Origin of the sequence: Micromonospora sp. CA-249363, assembly GCF_050950185.1 — a bacterium.
Taxonomy (GTDB): domain Bacteria; phylum Actinomycetota; class Actinomycetes; order Mycobacteriales; family Micromonosporaceae; genus Micromonospora.
In genome coordinates this window covers 4,207,169-4,224,823 of the sequence record NZ_CP192020.1, presented here as the reverse complement: position 1 = coordinate 4,224,823, position 17,655 = coordinate 4,207,169, and the positions used below count along the sequence as shown (strand labels likewise).

9 protein-coding genes are annotated in these 17,655 nt (G+C 72.1%); 8 read left to right on the top strand and 1 reads right to left on the bottom strand.

Going from position 1 to position 17,655, the window contains the following annotated elements; genetic code table 11:
• Position 1: 1 nt before the first annotated feature.
• From ACQPZK_RS19140 to ACQPZK_RS19120, 5 genes are read left to right on the top strand one after another with little or no spacing between them, the layout of a single operon-like run.
• A complete protein-coding gene (locus tag ACQPZK_RS19140; RefSeq protein WP_433534300.1) occupies positions 2-6,691 on the top strand; it encodes a thioester reductase domain-containing protein in 6,690 nt (2,229 codons plus the stop codon).
• On the top strand, positions 6,684-8,423 hold the full coding sequence (locus ACQPZK_RS19135; RefSeq protein WP_433534299.1) for an NAD(P)/FAD-dependent oxidoreductase: 1,740 nt from the start codon (positions 6,684-6,686) through the stop codon (positions 8,421-8,423). The genes ACQPZK_RS19140 and ACQPZK_RS19135 overlap by 8 nt, the downstream gene beginning before the upstream one ends.
• A 20-nt stretch (positions 8,424-8,443) precedes the next feature.
• Entirely contained in the window at positions 8,444-10,207 is a 1,764-nt protein-coding gene (locus ACQPZK_RS19130) for an NAD(P)/FAD-dependent oxidoreductase (protein ID WP_433534298.1), read from the top strand.
• Between the two features lie 22 nt (positions 10,208-10,229).
• Positions 10,230-11,897, top strand: a complete 1,668-nt coding sequence (locus ACQPZK_RS19125; RefSeq protein ID WP_433534297.1) for an NAD(P)/FAD-dependent oxidoreductase — start codon at positions 10,230-10,232, stop codon at positions 11,895-11,897.
• A gap of 8 nt (positions 11,898-11,905) precedes the next feature.
• Positions 11,906-13,654 carry an NAD(P)/FAD-dependent oxidoreductase gene (locus ACQPZK_RS19120; RefSeq protein ID WP_433534296.1) on the top strand — a complete coding sequence of 583 codons (1,749 nt, stop codon included), beginning with the start codon at positions 11,906-11,908 and terminating at the stop codon, positions 13,652-13,654.
• Here the strand turns inward: ACQPZK_RS19120 and ACQPZK_RS19115 are convergent.
• Positions 13,632-14,222, bottom strand: a complete 591-nt coding sequence (locus ACQPZK_RS19115; RefSeq protein WP_433534295.1) for a TetR family transcriptional regulator — start codon at positions 14,220-14,222, stop codon at positions 13,632-13,634. The two genes, ACQPZK_RS19120 and ACQPZK_RS19115, sit on opposite strands and share 23 nt — an antisense overlap.
• Before the next feature lie 151 nt (positions 14,223-14,373).
• Between ACQPZK_RS19115 and ACQPZK_RS19110 the strand changes: the two genes are divergently transcribed.
• From ACQPZK_RS19110 to ACQPZK_RS19100, 3 genes are read left to right on the top strand one after another with little or no spacing between them, the layout of a single operon-like run.
• Positions 14,374-15,510, top strand: a complete 1,137-nt coding sequence (locus tag ACQPZK_RS19110; RefSeq protein WP_433534294.1) for an acyl-CoA dehydrogenase family protein — start codon at positions 14,374-14,376, stop codon at positions 15,508-15,510.
• 31 nt (positions 15,511-15,541) lie between these two features.
• A complete protein-coding gene (locus ACQPZK_RS19105; RefSeq protein ID WP_433534293.1) occupies positions 15,542-17,095 on the top strand; it encodes an amino acid adenylation domain-containing protein in 1,554 nt (517 codons plus the stop codon).
• A gap of 5 nt (positions 17,096-17,100) precedes the next feature.
• Positions 17,101-17,646 (top strand): flavin reductase family protein, encoded by a 546-nt coding sequence (locus tag ACQPZK_RS19100; protein ID WP_433534292.1) that lies wholly within the window; start codon positions 17,101-17,103, stop codon positions 17,644-17,646.
• Positions 17,647-17,655: the final 9 nt, after the last annotated feature.

Sequence of the window (17,655 nt, the reverse complement as noted above, 5' to 3'; positions counted from 1 at the left end):
GATGTCGACGACCGCTTCGCGTACACCGGACAGCCGCCGGCTCATGGCCGACGCGCTGCGCACCATCGAGGACCTGCGTCGTCGCCTGGCCGACAGCCGTGACGGTTGGTTGGACGAACCGATCGCCATCGTCGGGATGGCCTGCCGGTTCCCCGGCGGCGCGCACTCGCCCGAGGAGTTCTGGACCCTGCTGCGCAACGGGGTGGACACGACCTCGGAGTTCCCGCCGGAGCGCGCCGACGCCCGGGCGTACCACGATCCGGACCCGGAGGCGCCGGGCAAGGCGTACACGATCCGGGGCGCCTTCCTCGACCAGGTCGACCGGTTCGAGCCGGAGGCGTTCGGGATCTCCCCGCGCGAGGCGCTGGGCATGGACCCGCAGCACCGCATCGCGTTGGAGATCTGCTGGGAGGGGCTGGAGCGCGCCGGCTACGCGCCCGACCGGCTCGACGGCTCGCGGACCGGCGTCTACTTCGGGCTGAGCACGACCGACTACGTACGCGCCCGGCAGACCGTCGGCGACATCAACGACGTCGACTTCTACCAGCTCACCGGCGAGCCCAGCTTCCTGGCCGGCCGCATCTCGTACCTGCTCGGACTGCGGGGGCCGAGCAAGGTCGTGGACACCTCCTGCTCGTCGTCGCTGGTCGCCCTGCACGAGGCGTGCCAGGCGCTGCGGCTGCGGGAGTGCGATCTGGCGTTGGCGGGCGGGGTGAACCTGCTGCTGTCGCCGTACGGCTTCGTGATGATGAGCAAGTTCCGGGGGCTGTCCGCCGAGGGGCGGTGCAAGACCTTCGACGCGTCGGCCGACGGCTACGCCCGCGGGGAGGGCGCCGGTGTCGTGGTGCTCAAGCGGCTGTCCGCCGCCCTGGCCGACGACGACCCGATCGTCGCGGTCGTCCGTGGCTCGGCGGTCAACCACGACGGTCGCTCCAGCGGTCTCACCGTGCCGAACCCGCTCGCGCAGCAGGACGTGGTCGGCGCGGCCATGAGGCAGGCCGGCGTCGGGCCGGACGGCGTGGACTACGTCGAGGCGCACGGAACGGGCACCTCGCTCGGCGATCCCATCGAGCTGCGCTCGCTGGAAGCCGTCATCGGCCGGCACCGCCGACCCGACGACCCGCTGCTGGTGGGCTCGGTGAAGACGAACATCGGGCACCTGGAGCCGGCCGCCGGCATCGCCGGCCTGTTCAAGGTCGTGCTCGCGATGTCGAACGGAGAGATCCCACCGCACCTGCACCTGAGCGAGCCCAACCCGAACCTGGACTGGTCCGCTCTGCACGTGCGGGTGCCCGTCGCCTGCACGCCGTGGCCGGATCGGGGCCACCCGCGCACCGGCGGGGTGAGCAGTTTCGGGGCGAGCGGGACGAACGCGCACGTCGTACTGGCGGCGCCGCCGACCGGCGCGGTTCGGGCCGGTGCTGAACCGCCGTACGGGTTGTTCCTGGCCTCCGCGCGTACCGAGGAGGCGCTGCGCGAGACGGCCGACCGGCACGCGCGGTGGCTGCGCGGCCCGCACGCGCCATCCCTCGGCGATGCCTGCTACACCACGCAGGTCGGTCGCGCGGTCCAGACGTACGGCCTCGCGGTCACCGCCGCCGACACCGACGAGCTGGCGGACGTCCTGTCGGCGTACGCCCAGGGCCGCCACCCGCGCGGGCTGACGGCCGCCGCGCTGCCCCGCCGCCGCGATCGCAAGGTCGCCTGGCTGTTCACCGGCCAGGGCGCCCAGTACCCGGGCATGGCTCGGGGGCTGTTGGGCAACGCCGCCTTCCGCACCGCGTTCGAGGAGGCCGCGGCGCTCTTCGACCGCGAGCTGCCCCGTCGGTTGGCGGACGTGCTGTGGGCGGACGGTCCGACGCCGCTCGACGACACCCGCTACACGCAGCCGGCGCTGTTCGCGGTGGAGTACGCGCTGGCCCAGATGTGGCTCTCCTGGGGCCTGCGGCCGTCCGCGGTGGCCGGCCACAGTGTCGGCGAGCTGGTCGCCGCCTGCGTCGCCGGTGTCCTGGACCTGCCCGCCGCCGCGACGCTGGTGGCCGCGCGGGCGCGGTTGATGGCCGAACTGCCGGCTGGCGGCGCGATGGCCGCCGCGGGCTGCGCGGAGGACGTCGCCGTCGCGGCGATCGACGGGTACGCGGACACGGTCGCCGTCGCCGCCGTCAACGGGCCGGGCGACGTCACGATCTCGGGTAACGCCGCGCATGTGGCCACCGTCCTGGAACGGCTGGCGACCAACGGCGTCCGCACCCGGCGGCTGGCCGTGTCGCACGCGTTCCACTCTCCGCTGATCCGGCCCATGCTGGAGCCGTTCCGGGCGGTGCTGGCCGGCCTGTCGTTCCGCCCGCCGCGCATCCCGTTGGCGTCCAACGTCACCGGGCGACTGTTCGGCGACGACGACCTCGGCCCGGACTACTGGCTGCGGCACGCGGCCGGCGCGGTCCGCTTCCGCGACGGGGTGCGCGCGTTGCACGAAGCGGGCGTGCGTACCTTCGTGGAGCTCGGGCCCGCGCCCGTGCTGACGGCCCTGGCCGCCCGCTCCCTCGCCGGCGAGCCGGACTGCGCGTTCGTGCCCACGCTGCGGCGGGGCGGTGAGGACCTGCGTGAGGTGCTCGGCGCGGTCGGGACCGTGAGTCTGCGGGGTTCGCGTCCGGACTGGCGGGCCTTCCACGAGGGCGAGGACGTGCGGGCGGTACCGCTGCCGACGACACCGTGGCGCGGCGCGCACTACTGGTTCCGCGAGGTCGGGCCGGTCGCCCCGCCGGTGTCCGCGCCGGCCGCCGCCGAGGAGACCGGGGCCGCCGTCGTGGCCGGCGAGATCCCGGGCGTCGGCCGCCGCCTGCCCGGACCCGTGCCGGCGTACGAGGTGACGCCCGAGGCGCTGCCCGGTGAGGCACCGGGTCTCGGCGCGGTGCTGGACGTGGCGGTCCGGGCTGCCACCGATTGCCTGGGTGGCGGGTGGCGGTGCGCCGAGGATCTGAGCGTCCACACGTCGGTCCCGACCGGCGACCGGGGCCACCTGCGGCTCACCGTCACGGCGCGGGACGACGGCTCGGCCGCCTGGGAGCTGGTCGGGGCCACGGCGGCCCGCGAGGCGCTGGCCGCGCCGTGGATCCGCCACGCCAGCGGGGTGCTGCGTCGCCGCTGGCCGGCTGACCGCCCGTACCCCGACGTGGACACCGACGCCGGGACCGCACCGGCGATCTCCGTGCCGGACGGCGCGGGCTGGCACGAGGTGCTCGACGCCGCGCGGGTGGCGGTCGCGGTGGCGGGCGGGGTGGAGTCGGAGACCGGTTCGACGGTGGCCGGCTGCGGCGCGCTCGGTGGCACGCCCGCGCCGTCCGGTGGCGTCGTGCCGCCGGACGGCGTACGGGCGGTGCGGGTGCGCGCCGGCTCCCTGCGCGCGGTCGGCGACGCGCTGACCGGCGCCGTCGACCTGCTCGACGCCGGAGGCGTCCCGATCGGGTACGCGCAGGACGTGACCGTCGCGCCGGTGCCCGCGCCGGCGCACTGGGAGGCCCCGGCCGACCTGCTCTACGAGCAGACCTGGGCGCTCCTGCCCGGGCCGGCCCCGCAGCCGCCGGCCGACCTCTCCGGACAGAGCTACCTGCTGGTCGCCGACCCGACGGGTGCGGATGCCGCGCTGGTGACCGGGCTGGCCGCTCTGCTGCGGGAGCGCGACGCCGCCGTGACGGTGGCGGCGCCGCCGGTGCTGGGCCAGGGGCCGGACTGCCGGCCCGACCCCGACGCCGTCCGGGAACTGGTCACCACCTGGTCGGCCGGCCCGGGCCGCCCGCGGCTCGTGGTGGTCCTGACCGGGCTGGACGCGCCCTCGTCGACGGACTGCGACGCCGTGAGCCTGGAGGAGTACGCGGGGCGCGCGGACCTGACGACCCTCGCCCTCCTGAGCGCGATGCTCGACGACCCGGAGTGCGCCGACGCCCGACTCACGTTGGTGACCCGCGCTGCCCTGCGGGTGCCGAACGAGTCCGCCGCGCCGGACGCGGTCGCCCCGGTCGCCGGCACGCTGTGGGGCCTGGGCCGGGTGCTGGCGCTGGAGCACCCGGACCGGTGGGGCGGCGCGATCGACCTGGACCCGGAGCGCCGACCCGGCGAGGACCAGTCGCTGCTGGCCGCGCTGACCACGGGCGGGCTGATCGCCGGCGACCCGTCCCGCGTCGGCCCCGCCGACGGAGAGGACGGCTACGACGACCAGCAGGCGCTGCGCGCCGATCGTCGGTACGCGCTGCGCCTGACGCCCGCGCCGCTGCCGGCCGAGGCGCTGCGCCGTCGGCCGCCGGTGCACGGCGAGGCCACGTACCTCATCACCGGCGCGTTCGGCGGCATCGGCCTGACCGTCGCGGAATGGCTGGCCCGCGCCGGCGCCGGCCGCCTGGTGCTGCTCGCCCGCACACCGCTGCCCGAGCGGGACGGTTGGGCCGACGCGACCGGGGAGGCCGCGCGGCGGATCGACGCCGTGCGGCGGCTGGAACGGTTGGGGACCACCGTCGACGTGGTCGCCGCCGACGTGGTCGACGAGGCCGCGATGACCGCCGTGTTCGCCGCGCTGGAGAGCGACCCCCGGCCGCTGCGCGGCGTCGTCCACGCGGCCGGCGTGTCCGAGCCCGAGTACGCCCGCACGGCCACCGACGCGGCGTACCGGCGGGTGTGGCGGCCGAAGGTGATCGGCGGCTGGCTGCTGCACCAGCTCACGCGCGGCACGGAACTGGACTTCTTCGTCGGCTTCTCGTCGATCGCCGCGACCTGGGGCTCGCAGCACCTGGCCAGCTACGCGGCCGGCAACGCGTTCCTCGACGCGCTGGCCGGGCACCGCGACGCCGCCGGCCTGCCGGCCCTGTCCGTCGCCTGGGGCCCGTGGGACCTGCCCTCCGCGCTCTTCGGCGAGGAGGTGATGGCGTTCCTGAAGGCCACCGGGCTGCGTCCGTTGCCGGCCGACCAGAGCATCCGGATGCTGACGGCGCTCGCTGCCGGCGACGCCTCGCAGCGGGTGGTGTGCGCGGTGGACTGGTCGGTGTTCAAGCCGGTCATGCAGGCCCGCACGGAGCGGCCGATGCTGCGCGGCATCACCGCCGACGAACCGGTCGCGGACGATGTCGCGGAGGCCCCGCTGGTGGCCGGCCTGCGTGCCGAGGGTGACCCGCGCCGGGTACGGGCGACGCTCGGCGCGTACGCGGTCGAGTTGGCGACCGACGTCCTGGGCGCCGGTTCGGGGGCCCTCGACGAGGAGAGCGACGTGCTGGCCAGCGGGATGGACTCGCTCATGGTCATGGACGCCGTCCGGCGTTGCCGACGGGATCTCGGCCTCACCGTGCGCGCCGGTGACCTGCTCACCCTCGCCACCCCGGCACAATGGGCCGACCTTTTCGTCGGGCTGCTGGCCGACCGGTCCGTCGACGCGTCCGCCGAGGACGGCGGCCAGCCCGGCGGCGACCAGGGCGGCGACGACCTGGCGGGTGACCAGGCCAGTGACCCGGCGTGGATCGCGGGCGACGTGAGCCTCGCGCCGGACATCCGGGTGGCCGGTGACCCGCCGGCCCGGGTGCGCGATCCCCGGAACGTCCTGCTGACCGGCGCGACCGGCTTCGTCGGCGGCTATCTGCTGCACACCCTGCTGGAGTCGACCACGGCCCGGGTGTGGTGCCTGGTGCGGTGCGCCGACGAGGAGACCGGCCTGCGGCGGCTGCTGGACAACATGGAGCGTTACCTGCCCCTGCCGGCCACCGCCGTCGACCGGATCACGGTGCTGCCGGGCGACCTGGGGCAGCCCGGGCTGGGCCTGCCCGCCGACCGGTACGACGAACTCGCCGACCTGCTGGACGGCATCTACCACTGCGGCGCCCGGGTGCACTTCGGCTACAACTACCAGCAACTCCGGCCGGACAACGTCACGGGCACCGAGGAGGTCCTGCGGTTGGCCGCGCGTGGCCGGCCGACCGCGGTCCACCACGTGTCGACGTACGGCATCTGGGGCCTGCCGGCACCCGGCCGCGACGTCGTCGGCGAGGACGACGACATCGCCACGGCCGGTCGGTTGGTGACCGGCTACGTGCAGACCAAGTGGGCGGCGGAGCGGCTGGTCGAGCTGGCCCGCGCCTCCGGCGTGCCGGCCGACATCTACCGGCCGGGCCGGGTGCTCGGCGACTCCCGCACCGGCGCGAGCCTGACCACCCACTTCACCACCCGGGTGATGAAGGGCTGCGTGCAGCTCGGGTTGGCGCCGGACATCGACATCAAGGTGGAGATGACGCCCGTCGACTACGTGGCGAGCGCGCTGGTGCACATCTCCCGCTACGGCCCGGCCCTGGGTGGCACCTACCACCTGGTGAGTCCGTACAAGGCACTCTTCGCGGACGTGGTGCGCGCGCTGCGTCGGCACGGCTTCGCGGTCGAGGTCGTACCCGTCGAGGAGTGGTGGCAGGCGCTCAAGGCGACCTATGCCGTCGGCACGAACGAGCTGCACCCGGTCATGCCGGTGGTCCAGGAGTTCGTGGTCGGCGGTGAGGAGGCCGTCCACTACGCCGTCGACAACACCGAGGAACAACTGCACGGCACCGACGTCCGGTGCCCGCCGTTGGACGACGACCTACTCGACATCTACCTGCGCTGGATGGTGCGGACCGGCTACCTGCCCGCTCCCACAGCGATGAAGGAGCTTGAACGACATGACTGATCATCCGCGCGGCACACCGGAGTACGACGTCGCGATCATCGGGTCCGGCCTGTCCGGCACCATGCTGGCCGCGTGCCTGGCCCGAAACGGCGCGAAGGTGCTGATCGTCGACGGCACGACCCATCCGCGGTTCGCCATCGGCGAGTCGACCATCCCGGCGACGTCGATGATGATGCGGCTGGTCAGCGAGCGGTACGGCGTTCCCGAGATCAAGTGGCTGTCCACCTTCGAGGGCGTCCAGTCCAAGATCAACACGACGTCGGGGGTCAAGCGCAACTTCGGGTTCGTCTACCACCGACCGGGGGAGCGCCAGGACCCGCGCGAGACCCACATGTTCCCGATTCCCAAGGTCACCCACACCGAGAGCCACTTCTACCGCCAGGACATCGACAACTGGATGCTCACGGTCGCCGCCAAGTACGGCACCACGGTCCGTCAGCAGGTGCGGATCACCGGCGTGGAGATCGACGACGACGGAGCGACGCTGAAGCACACCGGCGGCCACTTCCGGGCCAAGTTCGTGGTCGACGCCAGCGGCTTCCGTTCCGTGTTGGCCGAGCAGTTCGGCCTCCGGGAGGAGCCGACGCGGTTCCGACACCAGTCGCGGTCGCTGTTCACCCACATGGTCGGCATCCGGCCGTACGACGAGCTGGCGCCCAAGTCCCGGTACGGGCATCCCAGCCCCTGGCACGACGGCACGCTGCACCACCTGTTCCGTGGCGGCTGGATGTGGGTGATCCCGTTCGACAACCACCTGCGCGGCACCAACGACCTGTGCAGCGTCGGGCTCCAGCTCGACCCGCGGATCCACCCGGTGCCGGACTGCTCTCCGGAGGAGGAGTTCCGCCGCTTCATCGCGCAGTACCCGGACATCGAGCCGCAGTTCGCCCAGGCGCGGTCGGTGCGGGACTGGACGCGTACCGGCCGGCTGCAGTACTCGTCGCGGCAGACGGTCGGCTACCGCTGGTGCCTCACCTCGCACGCGGCCGGGTTCCTGGACCCGCTGTTCTCCCGGGGGCTGTCCAACTCGCTGGAGACGATGCACGCGCTGGTGCACCGTCTGCTCTCCGCGATCGAGGACGACGACTTCTCGGTCGAGCGGTTCGAGTACATGCAGGAGTTCGAGCAGGGTCTGCTCGACTTCAACGACGACCTGGTCGCCAACGCGTACACGTCGTTCGGTGACTGGCGACTGTGGGACGCCTGGTTCCGCATCTGGTCGCTCGGGCAGTTCATCGCCACCTTCGAGGTGAACCGGGCGTACGCCCGCTTCCTGGACACCCGCGACCCGGCGGTGCTGGCCCCGCTGGAGCGGCCGTGGTGGCGGGGGCGGGTCATCCCGCAGGACTCGCCGTACGGCGCGGTCATGGGCCTGTTGCAGCAGGTCAACGACATGACCCGGGCCGTGCAGGAGGGACGGGCCGAGTCCGGCGAGACGGCCGCCGAGCTGCTGCGGCTGCTGCGCGAGGCGGACTTCGTGCCGCCCGCGTGGGGCCTCGCCGACCCGAACAACCAGTGGACCGACGCCAACTTCTTCGAGATCGGCAAGACCCTGCGCTGGGCCCGCAAGAAGGCGCCCAAGGCCGTCGGTGACCTCACGTACGACGGCCTGACGCTCTTCATGAAGAAGCGCTTCTCGCGCGGCGAGTTCGCCGTCGGCGAGGAACTCAAGCACCTCATCGCGCGCTGGCCCGTGGTCGGCAAGCGGCTCCGCGTCCCGGCGCCGAAGTGAATCCGATGGATAAGGAGTCCATGATGGAAGGTGCGGCCGCGCACAACGGGATGTTCGACGTGGTGGTGATCGGCTCCGGGCTGGCCGGCTCCACCCTGGCGGCATGCCTGGCCGCCAACGGCGCGTACACGCTGGTGATCGACGCCGGGACGCACCCGCGCTTCGCCGTCGGTGAGTCGACGATCCCGTACACGTCGATGGCGATGCGGTTGATCAGCGAGCGGTACGGCGTGCCGGAGATCAAGTACCTGAGCACCTTCGAGTCGGTGTACGCGAACATCAACACCACCGGCGGGGTCAAGAGGAACTTCGGCTTCGTCTACCAGCGGCCGGGCGAGCAGCAGCGGCCCGAAGAGTCCAACATGTTCCAGATCCCGAAGATCCTGAACACCGAGAACCACTTCTTCCGGCAGGACATCGACAACTTCATGCTCACCGTCGCGGCGAAGTACGGCGCCGTGATCCGGCAGCAGACGCGTATCGCGGGCGTGCAGGTCGACGACGACGGCGTGACGCTCGACGTCGGTCCCGGCGCGCCGGTACGGGCCCGCTACCTGGTGGACGCCAGCGGCTTCCGCTCGGCGCTGGCCGAGCAGTTCGACCTGCGGGAGGAGCCGACCCGGCTGGAACACCACTCGCGGTCGCTGTTCACGCACATGGTCGGTGTGCGGCCGTACGACGACTTCGCCCCGCGCGGTACGTACGGCAACCCGACCCGGTGGCACGAGGGGACGCTGCACCACATCTTCGAGGGCGGCTGGATGTGGGTGATCCCGTTCGACAACCACCCCCGGTCCACCAACGACCTGTGCAGCGTGGGGGTGCAGTTCGATCCCCGGATGCATCCGGTGCCGGACTGCTCGCCGGAGGAGGAGTTCCGCCGGTTCCTCGACCGCTTCCCGGGCATCGCGCAGCAGTTCACCGACGCCACCCCGGTGCGCGAGTGGGTGCGGACGGGCCGCCTGCAGTACTCGCCGAAGAAGACGGTGGGCTACCGCTGGTGCCTCATGTCGCACGCGGCCGGCTTCGTCGACGCGCTGTTCTCCCGCGGCCTGTCGAACACCATGGAGATCATCAACGCGCTGACCCAGCGGCTGCTCGACGCGCTCAAGGACGACGACTTCGCCGTCGAGCGGTTCGAGTACGTGCAGGAGCTCGAACAGGGTCAGCTCGACTTCAACGACGACCTGGTCAACAACGCGTACATCGCGTTCCGGGACTGGGACCTGTGGGACGCCTGGTTCCGGGTGTGGGCACTGACCCAGATCCTCTCCACCTTCGAGATCAACCGTGGCTACGCGCTCTACTCCAAGACCCGTGACCCCGCCGTGCTGCGGCGGATGGAACGGCCGTGGTGGCGGGTCGAGCTGCGCGAGTTCGACCGGTCGAAGGTCGACGACCCGGACCACGCCGAGGTGCTCGAGTTCCTGGCCGGCGTCAGCAGGATGATGCGCGCCGTCGACGCGGGGGAGGCCGAGCCGAAGGACGTCGCCAAGCAGATCCGCGACCAGCTCGCCAGCGCGCGGTTCGTGCCGCCGGCGTTCGGCCTGGCCGACCCGGCGATCCGGATCACCGGCGCGTCCGCGGCCAAGGTGCTCGGCACCCTGCGCTGGGCGAAGCGGGACGCTCCGCCGGCGATCGGTGAGCTCACCTACGAGGGCCTGACCCTCTTCATGCGCAAGCGCTTCGCCCGGGGCGAGTTCGAGCCGGTCGAGGAGATCAAGCAGAAACTCGCTGGCTGGCCGGTGCTCGGCTCCCGGCTGCGCGTTCCCGAGCCGAAGTAACCCGAGGAAATTGGAGTGCACGGTGAGTGAATTGATCGAGGCCGAGAAGGCCACCTATGACGTCGCCATCCTCGGCGCGGGTTTCGCCGGCTCGATGCTCGGCGCGATCCTGGCCCGCAACGGCGCGAAGGTGCTGCTGGTCGATGCCAAGGCGCACCCGAAGTTCGCCATCGGGGAGTCGACCATCCCCAACATGCTGGTGTCGCTGCGCACCATGTCCGAGCGGTACAAGGTGCCGGAGTTGATGACCCTGGCGACGCTGACCGCCTGCCAGAAGATCATCTCGCCCTGGCACGGCAAGAAGGACCACTTCGCCTTCCTCAACCACCAGGAGGGCAAGCCGCAGGACCCGAAGCAGGTCACGATGTTCAACTTCCCGAGCCTGCTGCACGAGACGCCGCACATGTACCGGCAGGACACCGACGCGTACCTGTTCCACGCGGCGATCAAGTACGGCTGCACGGCGCGGGTGAACTTCACGATCGCCGACGTCGACTTCGACGACTCCGGCGTGACCGTCAGCTCGACCCGGGGAGAGCAGTTCCGCAGCCGCTACGTGGTGGACGCCAGCGGCTACCGCTCCCCGCTGGCCGAGAAGTTCGCGCTGCGCGAGGACCCGTGCCGGTACAAGCACCACTCGCGGGCCGTCTGGAACCACATGATCGACCTCAAGACCACCGACGAGGTGTTCAACCGCACCGGGGCGGACAAGCCGCCCGTGCCGTTCTACGAGGGCACCGTCCACCACCTGTTCCCGCGCGGCTGGTCGTGGGTGATCGCGTTCAACAACCACAAGGACTCGAAGAACCCGCTGTGCAGCGTGGGCCTCACGATGGACCCGCGGATGTACCCGAAGACGCCCGGCATGTCGCCGGAGGAGGACTTCTGGAAGCACATGCAGCGGTTCCCCGGCATGGAGGCGCAGTTCGAGGGCGCGCGGCCGATGCGGGAGTGGGTGGGCACCGACCGGGTCCAGTACTCGTCGAAGACCACCGTCGGTGACCGGTGGGTGCTGCTGGCCCACGCCGCGGCGTTCATCGACCCGCTGTTCTCCCGTGGTCTGTCCAACACCTGCGAGGCGGTCAACGTCCTGGCCTGGCGGATCCTGCGGGCGGTCGGCGACGACGACTTCTCGGCCGACCGGTTCGAGGGGGTGAACACGCGCCAGCAGGCGCTGTTCGACGGCAACGACAAGCTGGTCAACGCCGCGTACGCCTCGTTCGAGCACTACTCGCTGTGGACGGCCGTGTTCCGGATCTGGGCGTGGGGCTCCAACGCGGGCACCTTCCGGGCCCACGAGGCGTACCGCCGGTGGCGCTCCACCGGCGACGACCGGCATCTGAACGAGCTGGAAGAGGTGAAGAACCCCGGCCTGCACTGGTCCGACCACGAGGGCTACGGCGAGCTGTTCGAGGACATGGTCAAGCAGTGCGGCGACTTCGAGGCCGGCAAGATCACCGGCGACGAGGCGGCCGACGCGCTCTACGACCACCTCAACCGGGCGCCCTTCGTGCCGGACCACTGGGGCTGGAAGGACCGCCACCTGCGGTTCATCAACCCGACTCCGCTCAAGATCGGCCGGACGATGCTCTGGGCGGCGACCAAGGCGCCGCCGGACGTGCGACGGCTGATGCTCGGCTTCCTGCGCGAGGCCGGCAAGGAGCAGCTCATGGGCCGAAAGATCTTCTAGGAGACCGTATGACCACCATCGAACCCGACGCCCCGGTGTCGTACGACGTCGTGATCCTGGGCAGCCATCTGGCGACCGGCCTGCTCGCCACGGTACTGGCCAAGCAGGCCCTGCGGGTCCTGCTCGTCGGCTCGCCCGACGACACGGTGCTGCCCTCGGGCGACAGCACCGTGCCGTACACGACCGCTGTGCTGCACCTGCTGGCCGAGCGGTTCGACGTGCCGGAGATCGCCTCCTTCGCCCACTTCGAGGACCTGCCGGACGCGGTGCGCGCGACCAGCGGGATCAAGAAGAGCCTCGCCTTCCTGCACCACACGGCGGGCCGCCGGCATGACCCGGCGCACGCCGTGCAGTTCCACGTGCCGGGCGAGCACAGCGAGTGGCACCTCTACCGGCCGGTCGTCGACGAGTACGCCCGGGAGCTGGCCGTGCGGTACGGCGCGTCGGTGCTGCCGGAACGGGCGTCCAGCACCGAGGTCCGGCTGGCTCCCGAGGCCGTACACCTGACCTTCGGCTCCGGGCGGGCGGTGACCGCGCGGTTCGTGGTGGACGCCTGCGGCGAGGAGTCACCCCTGCGGGCGGCGACCGCCGACGGCGATCCCGGCCCGCTGCTGTTGCGGTCGAAGATGATGCACGCCCACCTGCGCGGCGTCCGGAAGTTCGAGGAGTGCAGCCAGCTCGCCGACTACCACCGGGCGACGACCTGGTCACGGGGGACCGTGCACCACCTCTTCGACGGTGGCTGGATCCAGGTGGTGGACTTCCGCAACCACCACGACGCGGCCAACGACCTGTGCAGCGTGACGGTGGGGCTGGACCACGACCGGTTCGACGACCTGCCGGCGGAGCCGGACGCCGCGTTCCAGGCGCTGGTCGCGCCGTTCCCGAGCCTGGCGGAGCAGTTCGCGGCCGTTACGGCGGAGGACGGTTGGACCACCTCGCCCCACTGGCAGCGCCGGGCGGCGGTGACCCACGGGCCCCGGTGGTTCGCCATGGAGCGGTCGGCCTGCCGTACCGACGAGTTCCTGTCCCGGGACGTGACGATGACGGCGGAGATGGTCCACGCGCTCGGGGCCGCGCTGCCGCGAGCGCTCCACGACGAGCCGGCGACGGGCGCCGACCTGGCCGATGTGGCGGCCTTCCAGGACGCCCTGATCGAGTTCAACGACCAGATCCTGGCCGCTGCCCGGACGGCCGCCGGCAGCTTCGCGTTGTGGAACGCGTACAGCCGGGTCTGGCTGCTCTGGCAGATCCTGGCCCACCTGTCGCTGAAGCGGGCGACCAACGACGCCCTGGCCGCCGGGGCGTGGGATCCGGTCGAGCGGTTCGCCGACGGTGGACTGTGGTTCCGCACCCCGGACGGCCTGCGCCAGATGTTGGACTGGTTCTTCGAGGTCTTCGCCCGGGTCCGGGCCGGCGGGTTGCGGCAGGCCGAGGCGGCCGACATGATCTTCCGCGAGCTGCGCCGGGCGCGGTTCGTGCCGCCGCTGTACCGGTTCGGCGACCCGAACGCGCGGTACTACCACTTCACGATGCCCCGCCGGCTCCTCATGGTGGCCTGGGTCATGACGGTGGCGCCCGCGGACTTCAAGCGGCTGCTGACCAAGGACAACGTGACCGGCCGCCGGGATGACGCGCCGTCGCCGACCCGGGGGCGGGCGTCGGGCGACGACGGGCCGGTGGCGGCCCGCGACCTGGAACGCGCTGACGGCTCGACCGTCGACGCGCCCGGTGTCACTCAGCCAGGTCGGCGGTGAGGTAGTGCTGGATCGTGCGACCCATCATCCGCGCCAGATCGTCGCGGTCGTGCCGGGACAGCTCGGTGCCGTCGATCAGGTAGCGGCACAGGGCCAGGCCGATCACCTGGGACGCGGCGAGCGCCGCCCGCAGCTCGTGTCGGTCGGGGCTGACACCCTCGGCCAACGTGCCGAAGAACGCCCGGACGAACTCGTCGCGCATCAGCTCGGCGATCTCGTCGCTGGTCAGCGAGGCGGACAGCCGGGCCCGGTAGGAGATCGTCGTACGAGGGCTGTCCCAGTGGGCGAGCAGGGCCGTCGCGGTGGCCCGACCCAGTCGGCGACGGCTGCCGGCCAGCAGCTGTTCGGCGAGCTCAACCGGGTTGCCGTCGACCTGCACCGCGTGGCGCAGGAGCTGCTCCTTGGACCCGTAGTAGTGCCGCACGAGCCGCGGGTCGACACCCACGCGCCGGGCGACGCTGCGGATGCTCACCCCGGTCAGGCCGCACTCGGAGATTTCCCGCCGGGTGACGTCGAGGATCGCCTGCCGGATGCCGCTGCCACCGTCGAATCCCTGCTGCGTCGTCAAGGCAACCTCTTACGAGTTCCCGTACGCCCGAGCGCACGGCCCGATCAAATGCCTAAGTCTAGACCTTTGAGCATATGTCTGTCCGGTCCGGGTTGCTCCTGCAAGCCGGTCATTCCGCCGCGCCGGTTCACCGCGCGGCCGAGGGGGCACCGTGGACTTCACCTGGACGTCTGAACAGCGGGACGCGTACGACGAGGTGCGCGCGAGCGCCGAGCAGGCGTTTCCGCCCACCGCCGACGCCAGCCGGCTGCACGACCGCGAGGCCTGGCGGCGTCTCGGCCGACTGGGGCTGCTCGGCCTGTGCATTCCCGCAGAGTACGGCGGCGGCGGGCTGGGCGCGCTGGACACCGCGCTGCGTGTCGAGGCGTTCGGCCGGGGGTGCGCGGACACCGGTCTGGTGTTCGCGGCCAGCGCGCACCAGTTCGCGTGCGCGGTGCCGATCGCCGGGTTCGGCACCCCGGAGGTGAAGAAGGGCCTCCTACCGCGGATCTGCTCGGGCGAGGTGGTGGCCGGCAACGCGATGACCGAGGCGGGCGCGGGTTCCGACGTCTCGCGGCTCGCCGTGACCGCGACGGAGACGGCGGACGGCTACCTGCTCAACGGCGAGAAGACGTTCGTGACCAACGGACCGGTGGCCGACGTGCTGGTGACCTACGCGACCAGCGATCCGGCTGCCGCCCATCTCGGTGTCACCGCGTTCGTGCTGGACCGGGACACTCCCGGCCTGACGGTCGGCGAGCCGTTCGACAAGATGGGCCTCGTGTCGGCGCCGGCCGGCCGGGTGTCCTTTCAGGACTGTCTGGTGCCGGCGCACCGGGTGCTCGGCGAGCCGGGCCAGGGCGCGGCGATCTTCCAGCACTCGATGCGCTGGGAACGGGCCTGCCTGTTCGCCGGATATGTCGGCCTGCTGGATCGCCTGGTGGAGCGCTGTGTCGAGCACGTGACCTCACGCCGCCAGTTCGGCCGGCGCATCAGCGACTTCCAGGCGGTGGCGAACCGGATCGTCGAGATGAAGCTGCGCACGGAGTCGGCGCGGCTGCTGCTCTACCGGTGCTGCTGGGAGATGGACAACGGCGGCGGCTCGGAGCTCAACGTGGCGTTGTCGAAGCTGGCCGTCTCCGAGGCGGCCGTCGCCGGGGCGCTGGACGCGGTGCGCCTGTTCGGTGGGCTCGGATACCTGCGCGACACCGGGATCGAGACGATGCTGCGCGACGCCGTCCCCAGCACGATCTTCTCCGGCACGTCGGACGTCCAGCGGCTGCTCATCGCCCGCGAGCTGGGCCTGTGAGGGCCGCGCCGTGACCAGGGAGGTGTCGAGCGTGCGGGACGTGGACCAGTCCGACACGTCGGGTGAGGCGGGGATCCACGGCTACGTGGCCGAGTGGGCCCGGCGTACGCCGGACGCGCCGGCGGTGGTCGCGGACGACGGCCAGCTCACGTACGCGCAGCTGGCGACGGCCGCGCGGCGCCTGGCGGCGGGGCTGGCGCGCGTCGGCGTGACCCCGGGCGACCGGGTGGTGCTGTGGTCCGACAAGCGGGCCGACGCGGTGGCCGTCATGCAGGCGGCGCTGGCGTTGGGCGCGCCGTACGTCCCGGTGTCCGCGGCGAACCCGCCCGCCCGGGTGTGGCGCATCGCGACCGACTGCGCGGCGACCGTCGTCGTCGCGGACGGTCCGGCCGCGGACCGGGTCGCGCGCGAGGGCGGTGTTCCGGACGGGCCGCCGCTCGTGTCACTGGAGGAGCTGGAGCGGTTGGGCGCCGAGGGTGACCCGCCGCCGGTGCACCGACCGGCCCCGGACGACCCCGCCTACATCCTCTACACCTCCGGGTCGACCGGGGCCCCGAAGGGCGTCTGCCTGAGCCACCGCAACGCGGCCGCGTTCGTCGAGTGGGCCGGTGACCTGCTCGCCGTGTCGCCACGCGACCGGCTCGCCAACCACGCCCCGTTCAACTTCGACCTGTCGGTCTTCGACCTCTACGCGGCGTTCCGCGCGGGCGCGTCGGTGCACCTGGTCCCGGCCGAGCTGGCGTACGCGCCGGTGCAGTTGGCGCGGTTCGTGCGCGACGAGGGCATCACCGTCTGGTACTCGGTGCCGTCCGCGCTGACCCTGATGATCCGGGACGGCGGACTGCTGGACGGTCCGCCGCCGCCGGCCCTGCGGGCCTGCGTCTTCGCCGGTGAGGTGATGCCGATCCGGTACGTGCACGAACTCCGTGCCGCCTGGCCTGGCGTGCGGCTGCTCAACTGGTACGGGCCCACCGAGACCAACGTGTGCGCGTCGTACGAGGTGACCGACGCCGACGAGGGGCGCGACCGCCCGCTGCCCATCGGCCGGCCGGCCAGCGGCGCGGTGTTGACCCTGGTTCCGCCGAGCCTTGACGGTGCGGACGGCGGCGCTGACTGCCCGGAGGGCGAGATCCTGGCGGACGGGCCCACGGTGATGCTCGGCTACTGGGGGCGGGATCCGCAGCGTGGACCGTACCGGACGGGTGACCTCGGGCGGCTCGCGCCCGACGGCGCCCTGGAGTATCTGGGCCGCCGCGACGACATGGCGAAGGTACGCGGCAACCGGGTCGAACCCGGCGAGATCGAGGCCGTCCTCGCCGCGCATCCGGACGTCGCCGCGGCCGCGGTGGTCGTCGCCGGCGTCGGGCTCGCCGCGCGGCTGCACGCGGTCGTAGTACCGGCGGGCGAGCGCAGGCCCGGCCTGCTGGAGATCAAGCGTTGGTGCGCCGGACAGCTGCCGACGTACATGATCGTCGACTCGGTCCAGGCGGCCACGAGCCTACCGCTCACCCCGAACGGAAAGACCGATCGAGCCGCGCTGCTGGCGGCGATCGAAGGAGGTGGACCATTACTGGCACCGAACTAGTCAACGTGGCGCCGAGTGCGTTCCTGGCGATCATGGGCTCGCTGGCCAGCGGCGTCAGCGTGGTGACCGCACTCGACGCGGCCGGACGGCCGCACGGCCTGACCTCGTCGTCGGTGTGCAGCGTCTCCAAGGACCCACCGCTGCTGCTGTTCTGCGTGCGGCAGGTGAGTTCCACCCTGGACGCCATCCGGGAGACCGGCGGATTCGCCGTCAACTTCCTCGACGCCGACGGCCACGAGGTCTCCGAACTGTTCGCCAGCTACAACAGCGACAAGTTCGCCAACGTGGCGTGGCGTCCCGGCGACGTGGCCGGCATGCCGCAGCTGGAACCCACCGTCGCCTTCACCGAGTGCGCGCTCCACGACGTGATCACCGCCGGTGACCACGTCATCGTGCTCGGCCGTCTCGTCGGCGGGGCGACGGCGCCGGACCGATTCCCGCTGGGGTATTGGCGCGGGACATACGTCCGGGTCTCTCGCCCCCATTACCAACGAGAGGAGCGCAACGGGCAGCGTCCCAGCGATCCTTCCCAGTCAATCCATCTCGAGTAGGGAAACAGA

What these genes read in the sequence shown, in the direction of transcription:
- ACQPZK_RS19140 (WP_433534300.1), top strand. Translation starts at nt 2, where the DNA reads ATGTCGACGACCGCTTCGCGTACACCGGACAGCCGCCGGCTCATGGCC.
- ACQPZK_RS19135 (WP_433534299.1), top strand. Translation starts at nt 6,684, where the DNA reads ATGACTGATCATCCGCGCGGCACACCGGAGTACGACGTCGCGATCATC.
- ACQPZK_RS19130 (WP_433534298.1), top strand. Translation starts at nt 8,444, where the DNA reads ATGATGGAAGGTGCGGCCGCGCACAACGGGATGTTCGACGTGGTGGTG.
- ACQPZK_RS19120 (WP_433534296.1), top strand. Translation starts at nt 11,906, where the DNA reads ATGACCACCATCGAACCCGACGCCCCGGTGTCGTACGACGTCGTGATC.